Source organism: Simplicispira sp. GW247-4R2A (assembly GCF_059424465.1).
In genome coordinates, this window is sequence record NZ_JBWKZM010000001.1 from 13,239 (window position 1) to 29,828 (window position 16,590).

The 16,590-nt window shown below is 64.9% G+C and carries 16 protein-coding genes; 9 read left to right on the forward strand and 7 right to left on the reverse strand.

What is annotated here, in order from left to right; all coding sequences use genetic code 11:
- Positions 1 to 73: 73 nt before the first annotated feature.
- The 8 genes from argS (at position 74) to AC07ZH_RS00120 (ending at position 8,231) form a co-directional block, all read left to right on the forward strand.
- The gene (gene argS, locus AC07ZH_RS00085) at positions 74 to 1,771 is read left to right on the forward strand and encodes an arginine--tRNA ligase (RefSeq protein ID WP_495198037.1); all 1,698 of its coding nucleotides are present in this window, start codon (positions 74 to 76) and stop codon (positions 1,769 to 1,771) included.
- Positions 1,772 to 1,791: 20 nt separating this feature from the next.
- Entirely contained in the window at positions 1,792 to 2,439 is a 648-nt protein-coding gene (locus AC07ZH_RS00090; RefSeq protein ID WP_495198038.1) for an SPOR domain-containing protein, read from the forward strand.
- Positions 2,440 to 2,492: 53 nt separating this feature from the next.
- The gene (locus AC07ZH_RS00095; RefSeq protein WP_119109411.1) at positions 2,493 to 3,131 is read left to right on the forward strand and encodes a thiol:disulfide interchange protein DsbA/DsbL; all 639 of its coding nucleotides are present in this window, start codon (positions 2,493 to 2,495) and stop codon (positions 3,129 to 3,131) included.
- 150 nt (positions 3,132 to 3,281) lie between these two features.
- Complete coding sequence (gene lptA, locus AC07ZH_RS00100) at positions 3,282 to 3,956, forward strand: lipopolysaccharide transport periplasmic protein LptA (protein ID WP_495198039.1); 675 nt, start codon at positions 3,282 to 3,284, stop codon at positions 3,954 to 3,956.
- Entirely contained in the window at positions 3,953 to 4,723 is a 771-nt protein-coding gene (gene lptB / locus AC07ZH_RS00105; RefSeq protein WP_495198040.1) for an LPS export ABC transporter ATP-binding protein, read from the forward strand. Before lptA ends, lptB begins: the two co-directional genes overlap by 4 nt.
- A gap of 2 nt (positions 4,724 to 4,725) precedes the next feature.
- On the forward strand, positions 4,726 to 6,291 hold the full coding sequence (locus AC07ZH_RS00110) for an RNA polymerase factor sigma-54 (protein ID WP_495198041.1): 1,566 nt from the start codon (positions 4,726 to 4,728) through the stop codon (positions 6,289 to 6,291).
- Positions 6,292 to 6,433: 142 nt separating this feature from the next.
- Complete coding sequence (locus AC07ZH_RS00115; protein WP_495198042.1) at positions 6,434 to 7,753, forward strand: THUMP domain-containing class I SAM-dependent RNA methyltransferase; 1,320 nt, start codon at positions 6,434 to 6,436, stop codon at positions 7,751 to 7,753.
- Positions 7,725 to 8,231, forward strand: coding sequence for a PIN domain-containing protein (locus AC07ZH_RS00120; protein WP_495198043.1), 507 nt, complete (start codon positions 7,725 to 7,727; stop codon positions 8,229 to 8,231). Before AC07ZH_RS00115 ends, AC07ZH_RS00120 begins: the two co-directional genes overlap by 29 nt.
- Before the next feature lie 24 nt (positions 8,232 to 8,255).
- Here AC07ZH_RS00120 and AC07ZH_RS00125 read toward each other — a convergent pair whose 3' ends face one another.
- The 5 genes from AC07ZH_RS00125 to AC07ZH_RS00145 form a co-directional block, all read right to left on the reverse strand.
- Positions 8,256 to 10,109, reverse strand: a complete 1,854-nt coding sequence (locus AC07ZH_RS00125; RefSeq protein ID WP_495198044.1) for an ABC transporter ATP-binding protein/permease — start codon at positions 10,107 to 10,109, stop codon at positions 8,256 to 8,258.
- A gap of 205 nt (positions 10,110 to 10,314) precedes the next feature.
- Positions 10,315 to 12,381 (reverse strand): acyltransferase family protein, encoded by a 2,067-nt coding sequence (locus AC07ZH_RS00130; protein WP_495198045.1) that lies wholly within the window; start codon positions 12,379 to 12,381, stop codon positions 10,315 to 10,317.
- A 139-nt stretch (positions 12,382 to 12,520) separates the two neighbouring features.
- Positions 12,521 to 13,189 (reverse strand): nitroreductase, encoded by a 669-nt coding sequence (locus tag AC07ZH_RS00135; RefSeq protein ID WP_495198046.1) that lies wholly within the window; start codon positions 13,187 to 13,189, stop codon positions 12,521 to 12,523.
- The gene (locus AC07ZH_RS00140) at positions 13,186 to 13,446 is read right to left on the reverse strand and encodes a nitrilase-related carbon-nitrogen hydrolase (RefSeq protein ID WP_495198047.1); all 261 of its coding nucleotides are present in this window, start codon (positions 13,444 to 13,446) and stop codon (positions 13,186 to 13,188) included. Before AC07ZH_RS00140 ends, AC07ZH_RS00135 begins: the two co-directional genes overlap by 4 nt.
- A gap of 64 nt (positions 13,447 to 13,510) precedes the next feature.
- Positions 13,511 to 14,308: a BUD32 family EKC/KEOPS complex subunit gene (locus tag AC07ZH_RS00145; RefSeq protein ID WP_495198048.1), complete on the reverse strand. Its 798-nt coding sequence runs from the start codon at positions 14,306 to 14,308 to the stop codon at positions 13,511 to 13,513.
- A gap of 105 nt (positions 14,309 to 14,413) precedes the next feature.
- On the opposite strand from AC07ZH_RS00145, the gene AC07ZH_RS00150 reads away from it, so the two are divergent.
- Positions 14,414 to 15,253 carry a UPF0149 family protein gene (locus AC07ZH_RS00150; protein ID WP_495198049.1) on the forward strand — a complete coding sequence of 280 codons (840 nt, stop codon included), beginning with the start codon at positions 14,414 to 14,416 and terminating at the stop codon, positions 15,251 to 15,253.
- Positions 15,254 to 15,310: 57 nt separating this feature from the next.
- On the opposite strand, the gene AC07ZH_RS00155 is transcribed toward AC07ZH_RS00150, so the two are convergent.
- Together AC07ZH_RS00155 and AC07ZH_RS00160 are read right to left on the reverse strand one after the other, a co-directional pair.
- Positions 15,311 to 15,748, reverse strand: a complete 438-nt coding sequence (locus AC07ZH_RS00155) for a CinA family protein (protein WP_495198250.1) — start codon at positions 15,746 to 15,748, stop codon at positions 15,311 to 15,313.
- Between the two features lie 101 nt (positions 15,749 to 15,849).
- The gene (locus AC07ZH_RS00160) at positions 15,850 to 16,443 is read right to left on the reverse strand and encodes a phosphatidylglycerophosphatase A family protein (RefSeq protein ID WP_495198050.1); all 594 of its coding nucleotides are present in this window, start codon (positions 16,441 to 16,443) and stop codon (positions 15,850 to 15,852) included.
- Positions 16,444 to 16,590: the final 147 nt, after the last annotated feature.

Consider the following 16,590-nt stretch of genomic DNA (forward strand, 5'->3'; position numbering starts at 1 on the left):
GAGGCCAAAGCGCCCCGTGCACGCAATATACCCCCTGCGCAGGGCGCGCTGGCGAGCCCCGTAAAATCCGCCAATGCTCACTGCCAAAAAACAACTGCTCGCGGCCCTGTCCGACGTGCTGGAAAGCTTTGCCCCCGGCGCTGGCGCGCGCGCTGCGTTCGAATCGCCCAAGGTCGCCGCCCATGGAGACTACGCGTGCACCGCCGCCATGCAACTGGCCAAGCCGCTCAAGGCCAACCCGCGCGAGTTGGGCGAGCGCCTGCGCACCGCGCTGCTGGCCATGCCTGCATTCGAGCGCTGGGTCGAGGCCATGGACATCGCTGGCCCCGGTTTTCTCAATATCCGCCTCAAACCCGCCGCCAAACAACAGGTGGTGCAGGAGGTGCTGGGCGCTGGAACGCGCTTTGGTATGCAGCCTAAGCGTGGCGACAAGGTGCTGGTGGAGTTCGTCTCGGCCAACCCGACTGGCCCGCTGCATGTGGGCCACGGTCGCCAAGCGGCGCTGGGCGACGCCCTGTGCCACCTGTTTGCCACCCAGGGCTGGGACGTGCACCGCGAGTTCTATTACAACGATGCGGGGGTGCAGATTGACACCCTGACCAAGAGCACGCAGCTGCGTGCCAAGGGCTTCAAGCCCGGTGACGAGTGCTGGCCCACCGACAGCGACAACCCGCTGGCCAAGAACTTCTACAACGGCGACTACATCGCCGACATAGCCGAGGCTTTCAAGGCTCGTGCCACCGTCAAGGCCGATGATCGTGAGTTCACCGCCAACGGCGATGTGGAGGACTACGACAACATTCGCCAGTTTGCGGTGGCCTACCTGCGCAACGAACAGGACAAGGATTTGCAGGCCTTCAACCTGCATTTCGACGAGTATTACCTCGAATCGAGCCTGTACACCAGCGGCCGCGTCGAGGCCACGGTGAACCGGCTCATCGCCAACGGCAAGACCTACGAGCAGGACGGCGCCTTGTGGCTCAAGAGCACCGACTACGGCGACGACAAGGACCGCGTCATGCGCAAGCAGGACGGCACCTACACCTATTTCGTGCCCGATGTGGCCTACCACATCGCCAAATGGGAGCGCGGCTTCACCAAGGTGGTCAATATCCAGGGCACCGACCACCACGGCACCATTGCCCGGGTGCGCGCTGGTTTGCAGGCGGCCGACGTGGGGATTCCACAGGGCTACCCCGACTACGTGCTGCACACCATGGTGCGCGTGGTCAAAGGCGGCGAAGAGGTCAAGATCAGCAAGCGCGCTGGCAGCTACGTGACGCTGCGCGACCTGATCGAGTGGACCAGCAAGGACGCCGTGCGCTTCTTCCTGCTCAGCCGCAAGCCCGATACCGAATACACCTTTGACGTCGACCTGGCGGTGGCGAAGAACAACGACAACCCGGTGTACTACGTGCAATATGCCCATGCCCGCATCTGCTCGGTGCTGGCGGGCTGGGGTGGCGACGTTGCGACGTTGGCGGACGTGGACCTTTCGCCGCTCGACGGCCCGCAGGCCCAGGCCCTGATGCTGCAACTGGCCAAATACCCCGAGATGCTCACCGCAGCCACCGAAGGCGAGGCGCCCCACGACGTCACCTTTTACCTGCGCGACCTGGCCGCCAGCTACCACAGCTACTACGATGCCGAGCGCATCCTGGTGGACGACGAGCGTGTGAAAACCGCACGTCTGGCGCTCGTCGCCGCCACGGCGCAGGTATTGCACAATGGCCTGGCGGTGCTCGGCGTCTCGGCGCCACGAAGAATGTGAATCGGAACCACGGCGAGCATATGAAAAAGAATCAATCGGGCGGAACCATCGTTGGTCTCATCATTGGCCTGCTGATCGGCCTGGGCGTAGCGCTGGGCGTGGCGGTGTATGTCACCAAAGTACCGGTGCCTTTTCTGAACAAGGGGGCGATCCGCAGCTCCGATCAGGACAATGCCGAGGAGCAAAAGAACAAAAACTGGGACCCGAATTTGCCGCTGTATGGCAAAGGCAGCGTGCGGCCTGCGCCTGCCACGGCGAGCCCGGCCGCTGGTGTTGCTGCGGCCCCCGCATCGACCCCGGCATCGGCCCCGGCAGCAGCCAACCCGGCACCCGTGCCCAGTGATCCACTGGGCGACTTGGCCAAGGCACGTGCAGGCAAGTCGGTGCCCGCAGCCGGCGCGGCAGCACCAACGGCTGCGGGATCTGTCGATCCGTTTGACTACTTTGTTCAAGCCGGAGCCTTTCGCACCCAGAGCGACGCCGACGCCCAGCGCGCCAAGCTTGCCATGCTGGGGTGGGAGGCCCGCGTGAACGAGCGCGAGCAGAGCGGGCGCACCGTGTTCCGCGTGCGCATTGGCCCCTTTGTCAAGCGCGTAGACGCCGAGCAGCTCAAGGAGAAGCTCGATGGCGCTGGCGTCGAGTCGGCGCTGGTGCGCGTACAGCGCTGAACTTTCGCGCCGGCTCTCCATCCCACAGCAAACACCCATCAGGAGCGTATTGAATGAACCGTAGAGAGTTTTCCGCCACCTCGGCCACCCTGCTGGCGGCGTCAGGTCTGTCTCTGCCAGTCTGGGCACAGGGCGCTGCGCCCACGGAAGGCAAGAATTACACCCGCCTTTCCAAGCCCGCGCTCGTCGAGGCCCCCGCCGGCAAGGTCGAGGTGATCGAGTTCTTCTGGTACAACTGCCCGCATTGCAACGAATTCGAGCCCACGCTGGAAGCCTGGCTCAAGACGCCGCCCAAAACCATGGCGTTTCGCCGCGTCCCGATCGCCTTCAACGCGAGTTTTGCCCCTCAGCAAAAGTTGTACTACGCCCTTGAAGGCTTGGGCAAGGTAGACCAACTGCAAGCCAAGGTGTTTCATGCCATTCACGTCGAGAAGCAAAATCTCTCCAAGGACGATGGCATTTTTGCCTGGATCGCCAAGCAGCCGGGCATGGATTTGGCCAAGTTCAAGGAGATGTACAACTCCTTCACAGTCTCCAATGAGGTCCGCAAGGTGTCCCAATTGCAAGACGCCTACGGCGTTGAGGGTGTTCCCTCCATGGGCGTGGCAGGGCGCTACTACACCGATGGCAGCATGGCCGGCAGCCTGACCGGAATGCTCAAAGTGGTCGAAGCGTTGGTCGCCAAAGGCTGATTTCGCAACCGGGGCTGTCTTCCCTGTAATGCCCGCGGACGCTGCGGGCATTTTTTTGCCCGTGCATGGCACAATGGTTGCAAGATTCGTGCCGCCAAAGGCCAGCAGTGTTCACCCTGCGTTGGCGTGCCCTTTACTGACACTCTTCGCATGTTCTCTCTTTTCTTGCCGTCTCCTTTTTCTCGTGTGCGACCCGTCGAGCTCATCGCATGGGTGCTCGCCGCCATGGGGGTGCTTGCCACGGCGCCGGTGTTCGCCGAGAAGGCCGATCGCAACCAGCCCATGAACATCGAGGCCGACCAGTTGCGGCACGACGAACTGCAACAGACCAGCGTGTTCACCGGCAAGGTGGTCGTGACCAAGGGCAGCATCGTGCTGCGCGGCACGCGGCTGGAGGTGCACCAGGACGCCGACGGCTACCAGTCGGGAACGGTCACCGGTGGTGCTGGTCAGCGCGCGTTTTTCCGCCAGAAGCGCGACACGGCGCCAAGCGCCCTGCAAGAGTTCATCGAGGGGGAGGCGCAAACCATCGAATACAACGGCAAGGCCGATACCGTGCGCTTCGTCCATCAGGCCGAGCTGCGCCGTTACCGGGGGGGTGATTTGAGTGATGAAATTACCGGCGACGTGATCGTCTACAACAACCTGACCGATGTATTTACCGTGGACGGCCGCAACACGGGCAAAAAGCCGGGGGACGGTACAGGGCGCGTACGGGCTGTCCTCGCGCCGCGTGACGCCGCGCCAGCAGCAGCCGCCGCTCCAGCCTCGGACGCCAACCCCCTTCTGCGTCCCAGCAACCGCCTCGGCGGCGACGCGAAGTGACGGCACCAGCGCAGGCCAGCAGTGCGACCAGCCTGCTGGAGGTGCGGCATCTGGCGAAATCCTACGGCGGCCGCAAGGTGGTCAAGGACGTGTCCCTCAGCATGCGCAAGGGCGAGGTCGTCGGACTGCTCGGCCCCAATGGCGCGGGCAAGACCACTTCGTTCTACATGATCGTGGGCCTGGTGCCCTGCGACGCGGGCGACATCTTGATCGACGGGCATTCGGTGGCGCACATGCCGATCCACCGGCGCTCGCGCCTGGGGCTGTCGTACCTGCCCCAGGAAGCCTCCATTTTCCGCAAACTCACGGTGCAGGAGAACGTGCGCGCCGTGCTGGAGCTGCAGCAGAACGAGGAGGGAAAACCGCTCGCCAAGGCGGCCATTGAAGAGCGCCTGACCGAGCTTTTGCAAGAGTTGCGCGTGGAACACCTGCGCGACTCTCCAGCGGTGGCCCTCTCGGGCGGTGAGCGCCGCCGCGTGGAGATTGCACGGGCCCTTGCCACGCAGCCGCGTTTCATTCTGCTGGACGAGCCCTTTGCCGGGATCGACCCCATCGCCGTGATCGAGATCCAGCGCATCATCGGTTTCCTGAAGGCGCGCGGTATCGGTGTCCTGATCACCGATCACAACGTGCGCGAGACGCTGGGCATCTGCGACCACGCCTTCATCATCAGCGAGGGCGAGGTGCTGGCGCAGGGCACGCCGACCGACATCGTGGACAACGCCGAAGTGCGCCGGGTGTACCTGGGCGAGCACTTCCGGATGTAGCCGTGAAACCCGGCCTGTCGCTGCGCGTCTCGCAGCATCTGGCGCTCACGCCGCAGTTGCAGCAATCCATCCGATTGCTGCAGCTCTCGACGCTGGAGCTGGGGCAGGAAGTCGACCAGATGCTCGACGACAACCCGTTTCTGGAACGCGAGAGCGACGAGGCGCCGCGCGAGGAGTTTGGCCTGCTGCAGGCCGACATGCCCGTGCAGGCTGATGATGCGCCCATCGAGAGTGCTACGTATTCGGGAGCTGAAATCCCAAGTGCAGTAAGCGCCGAGAGCCAAAATGATTCGGAATATTCCGGAGCGGATGAGCTGCTGGATTGGTCGGGCGATGGCACGTACGACCTGGCGCCTGACGATGCCGAATGGGGCGGCGACGCCCCCGCGCGCCAGCAGAGCGACCAAGGCGAAGGCGTGGGCGACGCGCTGGACCGCGCGCAGGAGCATGGCTCGCTGACCGACTTCCTGCACCGCCAGGCGCTGTCGCTGCGCCTTTCCGATATTGACCGTGCAGCGCTCTCCTTCCTGATCGAATCCTTGAACGACAACGGCTACCTGGAAGACCCCCTCGAGGAACTGGCCGCCGGTTTGGCCGGGGGCGATGCGGAGGAGGCCGAAGAACTGGTGCACCGCTTCACCGTGGCGCTCTCGCTGCTGCAAAGTCTGGAGCCCACCGGTGTCGGCGCGCGCAATCTGGCGGAATGCCTGCGCCTGCAGCTGCAGGCGCTTCGGCACGAGGAGGCGCAGCACGCCGAGACACTCGCGACCGCGCTTGCCATCTGCCAGCAGCCGCTTGACCTGCTCGCGCGGCGCGACGTGCGGCGCCTGGCCCCCCTGTGTGGCGCCAGCGAAGACGCCGTGCGTGCGGCCATGGCCCTCATTGCCAGCCTTGAACCCCGCCCCGGCCGGCGCTTTGCCAATGTGGAGCGCAATGCCATCGTCCCCGACGTGCTGGTGCGCCGTGTCGGCACAGGAGGCGCGCAGTTTTCCGTGCAGCTCAACCCCGACGTGATGCCGCGCCTGCGCGTGCACGACATTTACGCGGGCGCCCTGCGCGGCCACCGCGGCAGCGACGGCCACCACGCGCTGCAGCAGCGGCTGCAGGAGGCGCGCTGGTTCATCAAGAACATCCAGCAGCGCTTCGACACCATCCTGCGCGTCTCGCGCGCCATCGTCGAACGGCAAAAGAACTTCTTCGTGCATGGTGAACTGGCCATGCGCCCGCTGGTGCTGCGCGACATTGCCGACGAGCTGGGGCTGCACGAATCGACGATCTCGCGTGTCACCACCGCGAAATACATGGCCACGCCCCAGGGCACTTACGAACTCAAGTTTTTCTTTGGCTCGGGTCTGGGGACGGATACGGGCGGCAATGCGTCGAGCACGGCGGTGCGGGCGCTCATCAAGCAGTTCGTCGCCGCTGAGAACCCGGCCAGACCGCTTTCGGACAGCCAGATTGCCGACATGCTCAAGGAGCAGGGCATCGAATGCGCGCGCCGCACCGTGGCCAAATACCGCGAAGCGCTGAAGATCCCCACCACCACGCTGCGCAAGGCGCTGACATGAAACACCCCCTGCGGCGCTGCGCGCCATCCCCCTCTCCTGCGGGAGGGGGACGCCACCCCTGGCCCGGCAAAGCCGGTTCCACGGTGGCACTGGCGTTTGGCTGCTGGTGGCAGCGGTGGTTGCACGACGCAACAGTCATCCTATGAATCAACTTCATCTATTTCTCCCTTGCGCCGCCGGCGTCGAGGGCTTTCTGGCCGACGAGGTGCACCAAATCACTGGCCTCACCGGCAACGATTTGCTTGTGGGCCGTGGCGGCGTACTGCTGCAGGCTTCCTGGCGCGATGCGCTTTTGCTCAACCTGCACAGCCGCCTGGCGCAGCGCGTGCTGGTGCAGTTGGCCCAGGGCCTGTACCGCAACGAGAACGATATTTACGCCCTGGCGTCCGGCATTGCCTGGGAGATCTGGTTCACGCCGCGCCAGAGCTTCAAGGTGGAAGTCACGGCCCAGCACAGCCCGCTGACCAGCCTGAACTTTGCCGCGCTGCGCACCAAGGACGCGGTGGCCGACCGCTTTCGCGCCAAGGCCGGCGTGCGCCCCGACGTGGACACCCAGTGGCCCGACGTGCGCGTGCACCTGCACCTGACCACCGACGAGGCTACGGTCTACATCGACACCTCGGGTGAGCCGCTGTTCAAGCGCGGCTGGCGGAACGTCAAGGAAGGCGGAGCCAAAGGCGACGCCCCGCTCAAGGAGACGCTCGCCGCCGCCATGATCGCCGCCACCGGCTGGAATCCGATGGGCGATGCGCCCCTGCCGCTCTACGACCCGTGCTGCGGCAGCGGCACGGTGGTCATCGAAGCGGCACAAATGGCCTGCAATATTGCGCCGGGCCTGCAACGGCGCTTTGCCTTTGAGAAGCTCTTGCCATTCCAGATGCATGTCTGGGGTGCTATCAAAGAAGAAGCTGCCAGCGCAATAACCACCTGCCCTACAGGCATATTTGGCAGTGATATTTCACACCGCATGGTCGATTTTGCCGAGCACAACGCCGAGCGCGCTGGTGTCGCCCGGGCCGTGCAACTGCGCGGCGGTGACGCCCTGCAGCGCATGCCGCCCTGCGAGCAGCCGGGCGTGATGCTGCTCAACCCACCGTACGGCGAGCGCATTGCTGCGGCAGGCTCCGCCGGCCAAAACGCGCGCGAGCGTGCCCAGCAGCGCGCGCACGGGGTGGCTGTGGGGCGCGAGGCGGCGCAAGTGCAGGGCGCGGATGGGGACAGCGGCGATGGCAGCGAATTCTTCCAGCAGCTCGCCAGCCACTGGAAGAAGCATTACACGGGCTGGCAGGCGTGGATGCTCACGCCCGACCTGAAGCTCCCCGGCAAGATGCGCCTGAAGGAGTCGCGCCGCGTGCCGATGTGGAACGGCCCCATCGAATGCCGCTTGTTCCGCTTCGACCTGATTCGCGGCAGCCTGCGCAGCCGGCCGGGCGATGCTCCCGCTTCCGCCGATGGTGCGTGAGCTGCCGGCGGCGCTGCCAGCCGCCGGCAGCCGCCGCGCACTGGTGCTGGATACCAACATCGTGCTCGACTTGCTGGTGTTTGCCGACCCGGCCACCGCGCTGCTGCCCGGCCTGCTGGTTTCTGGGGCGCTGCACTGGATCGCGACAGCCGGCATGCGCGGCGAGCTGGCCCGCGTGCTCCACTACCCGCAGATCGCGCCGCGCGTCGCGTTCTACGGCCTCACGCCTGAGGCCGTGCTGGCGCGCTTTGATGCCGCCGTGCAGACCGTGGAGCCCGCGCCGCGTGCCAGCGCCATCTGCAAGGACGCCGACGACCAGCCCTTCATCGACCTGGCCGCAGCGCATGGCGCGATCCTGCTGTCCAAGGACAAGGCGGTGCTGCGTCTGCGCAAGCGCCTGCTCGCTTGTGGTGCCGAAGCTGCGACGTCCCTCTCGTCCATTGGCCATTCTCAGCCTGTGCGCGTTGGCGCCGAATGAGGCCCTGGGCCGCAGAGCCGCGCGTCAGCCAGCGAAGTTGAACGTGGCGGCGTCGTGCAGCTCCCAGGCACCGTCGCTTTTGAACTCCAGCACCTGGCTGTGGTGCCGCAGCACCGAATACCGGTGCGCAATGCTGACCAACGTGGCACCACTTTCGCGCAGCCGCTGGTACAGCGAGGCCTCGTTGGCATCATCGAGTGCGCTGGTGGCTTCGTCCAGAATCACCATGCCAGGACGGCGCGCCAGCACCCGCGCAAACGCCAGGCGCTGCTGCTCACCGGTGGAGAGGAGCTTTTCCCAATCGTGCGTCGCTTCCAGCCCGCCGACCCGCTCGGCCAGCGTTTCGAGGTGCACCTGCTCGAGCAGCTCCAGCAGCCGCTCATCTGCGAGATCGGTCGTGGTCGACGGGTAGATGATCTGGCTGCGCAGCGTGCCGCTTTGCATGTAGGGGCGCTGCGGCAGGAAGAACATGTCTTCGATGGGCGGGTGCTGCACCACCCCGCTGCCACTGTTCCACAAACCGGCAATGGCCCGCAGCAGCGAACTCTTGCCGCAGCCGCTCGGGCCCGTGATGAGCAGCGCCTCGCCCGGTGCGAGCTGCAGCGACAAGTCCTGCACCAGCATACGGCGATAGTCGGGTGTGTACAGGGTGAGTCCCTCGATGGCCAAGGTGTCGCCGGCGCGCATCTCGATCTTCGGCGACAGATCGGGCTTTGCGATGGCGACCACCCCATCGATCGCAGGCGGCTCGGCCCAGGGCGCGGGCGCCGCCGGGGTTTTCAGAACCACCTGCGAGAGCGCGTGCAGCCGGTCGATACCTGCCACGAAGCGGCTCAGGCTCTCGAAGTTGTCCACGATGAGCGAGACGGCCGCCAGCACGGCGGTGAAGGCACCCGCGGCCTGTACCGCGCGCCCGACTTCCATCTCGCCCGCCAGAACGGCTCCTGCCAGCACGACGCTGGGCACCACCAAGGTGAGTTGGCTGAACGAGCGCTGGAACAGGTTGAGCGAGCGCTGCATCTTGATCATTCGGGCGAAATTGTTGAACGCGGCCTCAAAGCGCTGATTGAGCTGCACGCGCTCTTGTGCTTCGCCGCGGTAGAACGCAATCGATTCGGCGTTCTCGCGCAGCCGCATCAGGCCAAAACGAAAATCGGCCTCACGGCGCAGTTGCCAGAAATTCAGGCGGATCAGGGGTGTCCCGAACAGGTACAGGGCGCCGAATGTTCCGAGAAAGGCGTAGACGGCCAAGATGGCCACCAGGGTGTGGGAAATGGACCAGAGCACTGCGCTGAAGGCGATGAGTTGCATCAGCGAGCCGATGAAAATCAGCAGAAAGTTGGTGGAACGCCCGGTAAAAGTGTCGATGTCCTCGCTGATGCGCTGGTCCGGGTTGTCGATGGCGCCGCGCGCGCCGATTTCATAGTAATGGCGTTCGCTGAGGTAACCATCCAGAAAGCGGGACGTCAGCCAGCGCCGCCAATAGTTGGAGAACGCGTCCCGCATGTAGTAGTAGAACGCGTACACCGGGACCGCGAAGGCCAGCACGTAGAGCGTGGTGCGCACGGCCGCCCAGAAGCGCGACGTATCCCGCCCCGCCAACGCCGAGGTGATTTCACCGCTCTTGTCCACCAGCATGACCGCCAGCTGCGTATCGACGACCATCAGCCCAATCAGCAGCGCCAACAGCCCCCACGCCATGCGTTTCTGGTCGCCCTGCCAATACGGCTTGGCGACGCTCATGAACTGCTTCCAGGCGGCAAGCGACAAGGTCGGGGCGTGCCTGCGCCGGGTCTTTTTGGGCGTCAAGGGCGTGCCGGGACCTTGGCCATCGAGAGAGCCGTCAGGAAGTTCAGCAGTGGCTGCGGGTGTGGACATAAAGGTGTGCGCGGGTACGCGAAACGAAGAGGGCCTCCGGCCGCAAGCGTAGGGCCAGCGCCAACGCCGCGCTGTAGGCCGACGCGCGAAACCGTGTAGTTGACGGCGCTTGCGGTTCAGGCGGCCCGCACGATCGACGCCGCTGTTGGCGTTGCATGGCCTTGTTTGGCGCGCGTGGTCCCCTCCAGGAGTGCAAACGATGCAATCAGGGCAGGAGCTTGCGCTTGCGCATATCACCCAAGACCAGCTCGCTGGCCCAGACGGCTATGTGGTCGTCATCCCAATACAGCAGCTTTTTGTCGCGCAAGCCGTAGCAATGTGCCTCGTCGCAGAACAGATCGATTGGGTCGTAGACCTTAAGTGCCGGGTTGTCGGTGTGAATCTGCTCCACCAGTTCACGGTACACCGCCTGCCTGGCGACGACTTTGGATTTGTCCTGGGTGCAGGTGGAGACAGGCTTTTCCAGAATGGAAACGGGCCGCCTGAACAGGCAGCCTTTCGGATCCTCGCCCAATTCTGGCGGGTCGATGACAAACACGACATCCTTCTTGCGCAGCAGCAGCTCCTTTACGAATTGCGAATAGCCTTTGTGGAACATGTCGGTCTGGCTGGCCTTGGTGCCGTCGAGCGCAAAAATGGAATAGTTGCTGGGGCCTTCCATCCCGTAGCCCTGACCGGAAAAGTAAAACGGTCCACGTGTGGCAAGGGCCACCGTGTGGATGGACGGATAGCGGGCAAGGATCTTGAACGCTTGGTCTGGCAGGGTATTGCAGTTCTTGTTCAGCTTGCCATCCTGAACGGAGTACCCCACGAGGGGGAGGCACCCGTGGTTTCCGATCAACATCGTTTTGACGGGAACTTTCCCCAGCAAGGCTGCGCTGTTCAAAGCCATGGCGTGGCTGTCACCTACCACAAGTACTTCGGGAGCAGAACTGTTCGCAAGGCAGACCGCGCCAGGCCCCATCGCGAAATTGAGGAGTTTCTCGCAGGAGCCATCCGAAAGCCGTGTGTTCGATGGTTCGATAGTCTGGTCCAGCAGTGCCTGGCTGATCTGCGATTGCATGCGAAAGCCCAGGCCGTTCTGGCCGAAGGTGTAGTAGCCCAGTGCGCCCATACCGGCCATCAAAACACACAGGGTGGCAATTTTGAGTCGGTTGTGTGTGCCAAACCGGATGGGTCTCTCGACCAGGCGGTAAGTCAACCAGGCGAGCACAATGGCCAGCAGCACGGCTCCGAGACGGATATCCGCGCGTGGCAGCCCTTCTTCCATGATGCGGGCAAACGAGAGCAAGGGCCAGTGCCACAAATACAGCGGAAAGCTGATCAGACCGAACCAAACGGCCAATCGGCTGGACAGAACGACACGGTTGAACCAGGCCCCCTGGCCGGCGGAGAGGATCATTGCGGCGCCCAGCACCGGGGCAATGGCCCATTTGCCGGGAAAGCCAAGCTCCGCCTTGATTTTCAGAAACCCAAGTGCGAGAAAAACCGCTCCACCCAGGGCCAGTGCGTTTGCCAGCGCCTTGCCGTCGCCAGGCGGCAGGCTGCGGTACAGCGTGCGGTGGATCCAGCGATCCAGAGTGCCTTTTAGTGCGACTGTCTTGGGGTGGGGATGAAGCGAAGCCCAAGCCAGTAGGCTGCCGCAGAGCAGTTCCCAGAACCGGGTCTGGGGTGAATAGAACGTGGCGGTGGGATTTTTTGCTATGCCTTTGAGATTGAGCGCCATGGAGATGGCACCAAACACCAGCGTCAGGGTCAAGAGGTTGTACTTCCTCTTCCAGGCCAGCACCAGGAGCACGGGCCAGACGATGTAGAACTGCTCTTCAATCCCCAGGCTCCACAAATGAAGCAGGGGTTTGGTTTCGGCGGCAACGTCGAAATAGCCGGTTTCGTTCCAGAGCGCAAGGTTAGAGACAAACAGCGCCCCGGCAGTGATGTGCTTGCCAAGTTGCGCGAATTCTCCCGCCAGCAATACCCACCAGCCTATGGCGTATGTTGCCATGAGCACCAGCAGCAGTGACGGAAAAATGCGCTTGATGCGTCGGGCGTAAAACTCTCGCAGGCTGAAGGTGTCGTTCTCCAGATTGCTGAAAAGAATCGTCGAGATCAAGAACCCGGAAATCACGAAGAAGATGTCGACGCCGATGAAGCCGCCATGAATCCAGTCGGGCGCCGCGTGGAAGGCGACCACCGACAGAACGGCAATCGATCGCAGTCCGTCAATATCGGCGCGGTACTTCGGGTGTGACAAAGCGTGAACGGTAGCAGGCATCAGGGTTGCTTTTCTTGGGACGCCTGCTGCGCTTACCTCGGCAACGCAAGCAAGGGTCTTGCGAAGCGTGCAAGCGAATCGTCCAGGGCTGGAGATCCGTCGATTTTACGGGGCACTTGGCGCACGCAAGTGACCCCCTTCAGTCGTGGCGAAACCCACGCAATTGGACAAATTCCTCAAACGGCGCACGCGGCGTGCGCATCTGGTTGATGGGGGCCTGTTCGTCCGCATAGCCCAGGGCGATGCCGGCAAACAGCGTCTGCGCAGAGTCCAGCCCGAGAAATGCTTTTACCGGCTCGGAGCAGAACGCCCAGTATTCCTGTGGGCAGGTGGCAAGGCCGGCCTCCACCGCCAGCAGCAGCACGTTCTGCAGGTAGCAGCCCAGATCGGACCATTGCGGCGGCCCCATGCGCCGGTCGATACTCAAAAAAATACCGATGGGCGCGCCAAAGAACTGTGCGTTCCTTGCCATCTGGCGCAGGCGCGCAGCCTTGTCTTCGCGCGCAATGGCAAGCGTGCTGTAGAGCTGCTCGCCGTTTTGGAAGCGGCGCGTGCGGTAGGGTTCCCACAGGCTCGGTGGGTAGACGGCGTACTCGGGTTCGGGCTGGGGTGGGCTGGCCGCAACGTGGGCCAGGAGCTCGGCCAATGGCGCGCCCGTGAGCGCATGCACCCGCCAGGGTTGCAGGTTGCCGCCCGAAGGCGCACGCGCTGCAGCTTCGAGGATGGCGCGCACCGTGGCGGCGGGCGGCACCCTGGCTTGGAACGCGCGCACCGACATGCGCTGGGCAATGGCGTCCGATACCTTCATGGGCGAGCCTGCCCGCTGGCTGCTTGCGTGCTGGCACCGGGTGCCAGGCGCCAATCTTTCCGCCCTTCCGGCGTGCGGCCACCGTAGATGTGGAAATCCGCGCCTTTGGGGTAGCCGCCCAAAAAGGCTTCGGGAAACACCAGCACCGGCACGCCTTGCCCGGCGGCCTTCACCATCAGTGCCTGGGCCTTGGCGACGGTGGCAGCGGTGTCGAACATCACGGTGGCGCACTGGGCGACGGCGGCGCTGAGTTTCATGGGGTCTCCTGGGAAGGGGGCGGGGCAAAGCAGTGTGCCGCAGGGCACGGCAGTGTGTCTGTCATCACGGTGCCAGCAGGTCGTGCGCCGCGCGTGCGCGCTGCAGGTCGCGGCCCAGGAGGCGACTGGTCGGCAGGCGGCGCAGCCAGCGTAGGCGCGTAACGCTATCGGCCACCGCCGTTTGCATGTGCGGCTGGCCTTGTACGAGCCATGCGCGCCATAGCGGACGGGCGGTGGCCAGGGCATCCGCCTCGTGCAGCGCCAGCGCGCTGGAATGGGCAAAGCACAGCGCGTCGCGCGCCTGGCACAGCGCCAGCGGCAGCGTGCCGGCCGGGTCGTCTTCGAAATCGATGAAACCGACCTGCCCGTCCGCGCAGCGCACCAGGTTGCGGGCAAAGGCCTGGCTCAGGCAACTGCCCTTGGCGTGCACTTCGCCAATGGCGGCAAGGCCTTGCCGCCACAGCGCCAGCACCGCAGCGGCGCCGGCCGGTACGGCGTCGCGCATTTCGTTGGCCAGCGAGGGCGTGGGCTGGCCGGGCACGCCCAGATGGCGCAGCAGCAAGGCGTCGCTCTGCACGGCGAGCAGTGTGGGCACGTGGATGCCGAGGGCCGCAAATTCACGCAGGCGCCGTGCTTCGGTGGCGATGGCCTCCTGGCCGCCCAGATTGGGCACGGGGGTGAAGATTGGCAGTCGCAGCACGCTGGCGAGTGCGCCCATGAGCCGGTAGCGGCTGCCAGCGTTGCGCGGGCCGGCCTTTTTGAGCCAGAGCTGCTCGCCGCCTTGTTGGTAGCTGGCAATGCTGCGCGTCTGGGTGGCGGCTTGGGCGCGCAGGAAAGCGGGGTAATCCATCGGGGCGGTCACAAAGCGGATTCGTCGGGTGAAAGAAAGAGGGCCGGCGCTACACTGGGCGGCACGTCTGGCGCGGCCCTTTAGGAGCGGCCGCCGCCCATCATAGGACCGACCGACATGACCGAATCCACACCAGCATCCCCCCTTCAACCGGGGGCCGAGCCGACTCCCGCGCTCTCGCCCGATGACCTGGAGGCGCTGGACGACATTCTCGACGAGCTGCGCGTGCGCCTCGACGAAACCCCGCAGTGGGAGTTCTGCGACGGTTTTCTGACCGCGCTGGTCTGCAGCCGCCGCGCCATCCCGCCGGGGGAATACCTGCCCATGCTGCTGGGCGATGGCGAGAGCCTCGATCTGCCCGAAGGCGAGGCGCTGCCGCTGTTGCCCATGTTTGCCGATCTGGACCAGCAGGCGCGCTTTCTGGCGCTCTGGCAGCGCCGCTGGGACGAGGTGACGCTGGCGCTCGACACCCCCGTGGAGGCACTGGACGACCCGCGCACGCTGGAGCCCGAGGTGATGGACGTGCGCGGCGCGCTGCTGGCCCTGCCCGAGGCCGAACGCCCAAGCATTGAAGACGGCGAAGTGCCTTCGTTTGCCCAGGTCTGGGCGCTGGGCTTCATGTTCGCCGTCGAAAACTGGCCGGAAGATTGGGCGCCACCCCGTGAGCGCGAGCATGCCCAGTGGCTGGACGACGCGCTCGACTCCATCGTCGCGCTGACCGAAGACGACACGGGCAAGCCGACCGTCAACATGTACGCGGAAGACGGCCTGCCCTCGCTCAGCGAAACCCGCGTGGAGCTGTTCGGTGAGGCCATCTGGGCGGTCTACGACCTGCGCCAGCTCTGGAAAAGCCTGGGCCCGCGCGTCGAGACGGTGCGCAAAGCGCCCGAGCCGGGCCGCAACGACCCCTGCTGGTGCGGCAGCGGCAAGAAGTTCAAGAAGTGCCACGGCGCGTGAGGGCGCTACTATATTAATAGCTGTTAACGCTTATGGAATAAGCGCTAGCAGCCTATTTCATCCAGATTTTTTGGTGCTGTCGAGCCATGCGCGCAACTGTGCCAGCGCGTGCTGCACCGTGGCGGCGCGCACCGCCGCCCGGCCGCCGCCAAAGCACCGCATCTCGCTGTGGGTGGCGCCGCCCACGCTCCAGCCAAACCACACGGTGCCGACCGGTTTGGCCTCGCTCCCGCCGCTGGGGCCGGCGACACCGGTGACGGCCACGCTGACCTGCGCCTGCGAATGCGTGAGTGCGCCCTCGGCCATGGCGCGCACGACCGGCTCGCTCACAGCGCCGTGGGTGTCTATGAGCGCGGCAGGCACGCCCAGCAGTTCGGTTTTGGCCGCGTTCGAATAGCTGACAAAGCCGCGCTCGAACCATTGGCTGGAGCCCGCCAAGTCGGTGCAGGCGGCGGCAATCAGCCCGCCGGTGCAGCTCTCGGCGGTGGCCAGCATCTCGCCGCGCGCCAGCAAGGCGGCAGAAATATAGGTCAAATCGGCTTCTAGCGCTGATGGAGATTGCGCCTGAAGCTCCTGATTTGGGAGTGATTCCGGGTTCACCAGAACCTCCAAAGCGCAATCACCAGCAGCGTGCAGAAGGCGGCGACAAAGTCGTCAAACAGGATGCCAAAAGCGCCGCGTGCGCCAAAACCCTTGAACTGCGCATCGGCCCAGCCCACGGGGCCGGGTTTTGCGGCGTCGAAATAGCGAAACAGGGCAAAGGCCACGGTCTGGCCCGTGAGCCCCATGGGCATGGCCAGCCAGAGAATCAGCCAGAAGGCCAGCACCTCGTCCCAGACGATGCAGCCGGGGTCGGCAATGCGCAGGTTGCGCGCGGCAACGGCGCAGGCCCACCAGCCGACCAGCGTGCCACCGGCAATCAAGAGCCCCAGCTCGGCTGTCGTCAGCCAGCGCTGCAGCACCAGCCAGGCCAGCCAGGCCCAGAGCGTTCCCACCGTGCCCGGCGCCCAGGGCGAGAGGCCGGAGCCAAAACCCAGGGCGATGAAATGCGCCGGATGCGCCAGCAGGAAGCGCGCACTGGGGCGCTTCGGGCGGGGCGCGGCGTCGCCGGCATCGCGCACCAGGATGGCGTCGCTCACGTCGCTCACACCGCTGCGGCTGCCTGCATCGACATCGCCGGAGCCGCTCATGGGTGCACCCGCTGCAGCGCCCGTGCGCCGCCACGCAGGGCGCAAAGGCCCGGGGACGGAAGAGGAAAAGAAGGGGTCACGCAAAGCTCCTTGGGATGACGCCAGAGTGTGGCCCCCCCGGTGGGCGCGGGGGGGCCGGGGGGGGGG

Excerpts from the sequence above, each read along its gene's own strand:
- argS (WP_495198037.1), top strand. The coding sequence starts at position 74 with ATGCTCACTGCCAAAAAACAACTGCTCGCGGCCCTGTCCGACGTGCTG.
- AC07ZH_RS00090 (WP_495198038.1), top strand. The coding sequence starts at position 1,792 with ATGAAAAAGAATCAATCGGGCGGAACCATCGTTGGTCTCATCATTGGC.
- AC07ZH_RS00095 (WP_119109411.1), top strand. The coding sequence starts at position 2,493 with ATGAACCGTAGAGAGTTTTCCGCCACCTCGGCCACCCTGCTGGCGGCG.
- lptA (WP_495198039.1), top strand. The coding sequence starts at position 3,282 with ATGTTCTCTCTTTTCTTGCCGTCTCCTTTTTCTCGTGTGCGACCCGTC.
- AC07ZH_RS00115 (WP_495198042.1), top strand. The coding sequence starts at position 6,434 with ATGAATCAACTTCATCTATTTCTCCCTTGCGCCGCCGGCGTCGAGGGC.
- AC07ZH_RS00120 (WP_495198043.1), top strand. The coding sequence starts at position 7,725 with ATGCTCCCGCTTCCGCCGATGGTGCGTGAGCTGCCGGCGGCGCTGCCA.
- AC07ZH_RS00125 (WP_495198044.1), bottom strand. The coding sequence starts at position 10,109 with ATGTCCACACCCGCAGCCACTGCTGAACTTCCTGACGGCTCTCTCGAT.
- AC07ZH_RS00130 (WP_495198045.1), bottom strand. The coding sequence starts at position 12,381 with ATGCCTGCTACCGTTCACGCTTTGTCACACCCGAAGTACCGCGCCGAT.
- AC07ZH_RS00135 (WP_495198046.1), bottom strand. The coding sequence starts at position 13,189 with ATGAAGGTATCGGACGCCATTGCCCAGCGCATGTCGGTGCGCGCGTTC.
- AC07ZH_RS00140 (WP_495198047.1), bottom strand. The coding sequence starts at position 13,446 with ATGAAACTCAGCGCCGCCGTCGCCCAGTGCGCCACCGTGATGTTCGAC.
- AC07ZH_RS00150 (WP_495198049.1), top strand. The coding sequence starts at position 14,414 with ATGACCGAATCCACACCAGCATCCCCCCTTCAACCGGGGGCCGAGCCG.
- AC07ZH_RS00155 (WP_495198250.1), bottom strand. The coding sequence starts at position 15,748 with ATGCTGGCCACCGCCGAGAGCTGCACCGGCGGGCTGATTGCCGCCGCC.
- AC07ZH_RS00160 (WP_495198050.1), bottom strand. The coding sequence starts at position 16,443 with ATGAGCGGCTCCGGCGATGTCGATGCAGGCAGCCGCAGCGGTGTGAGC.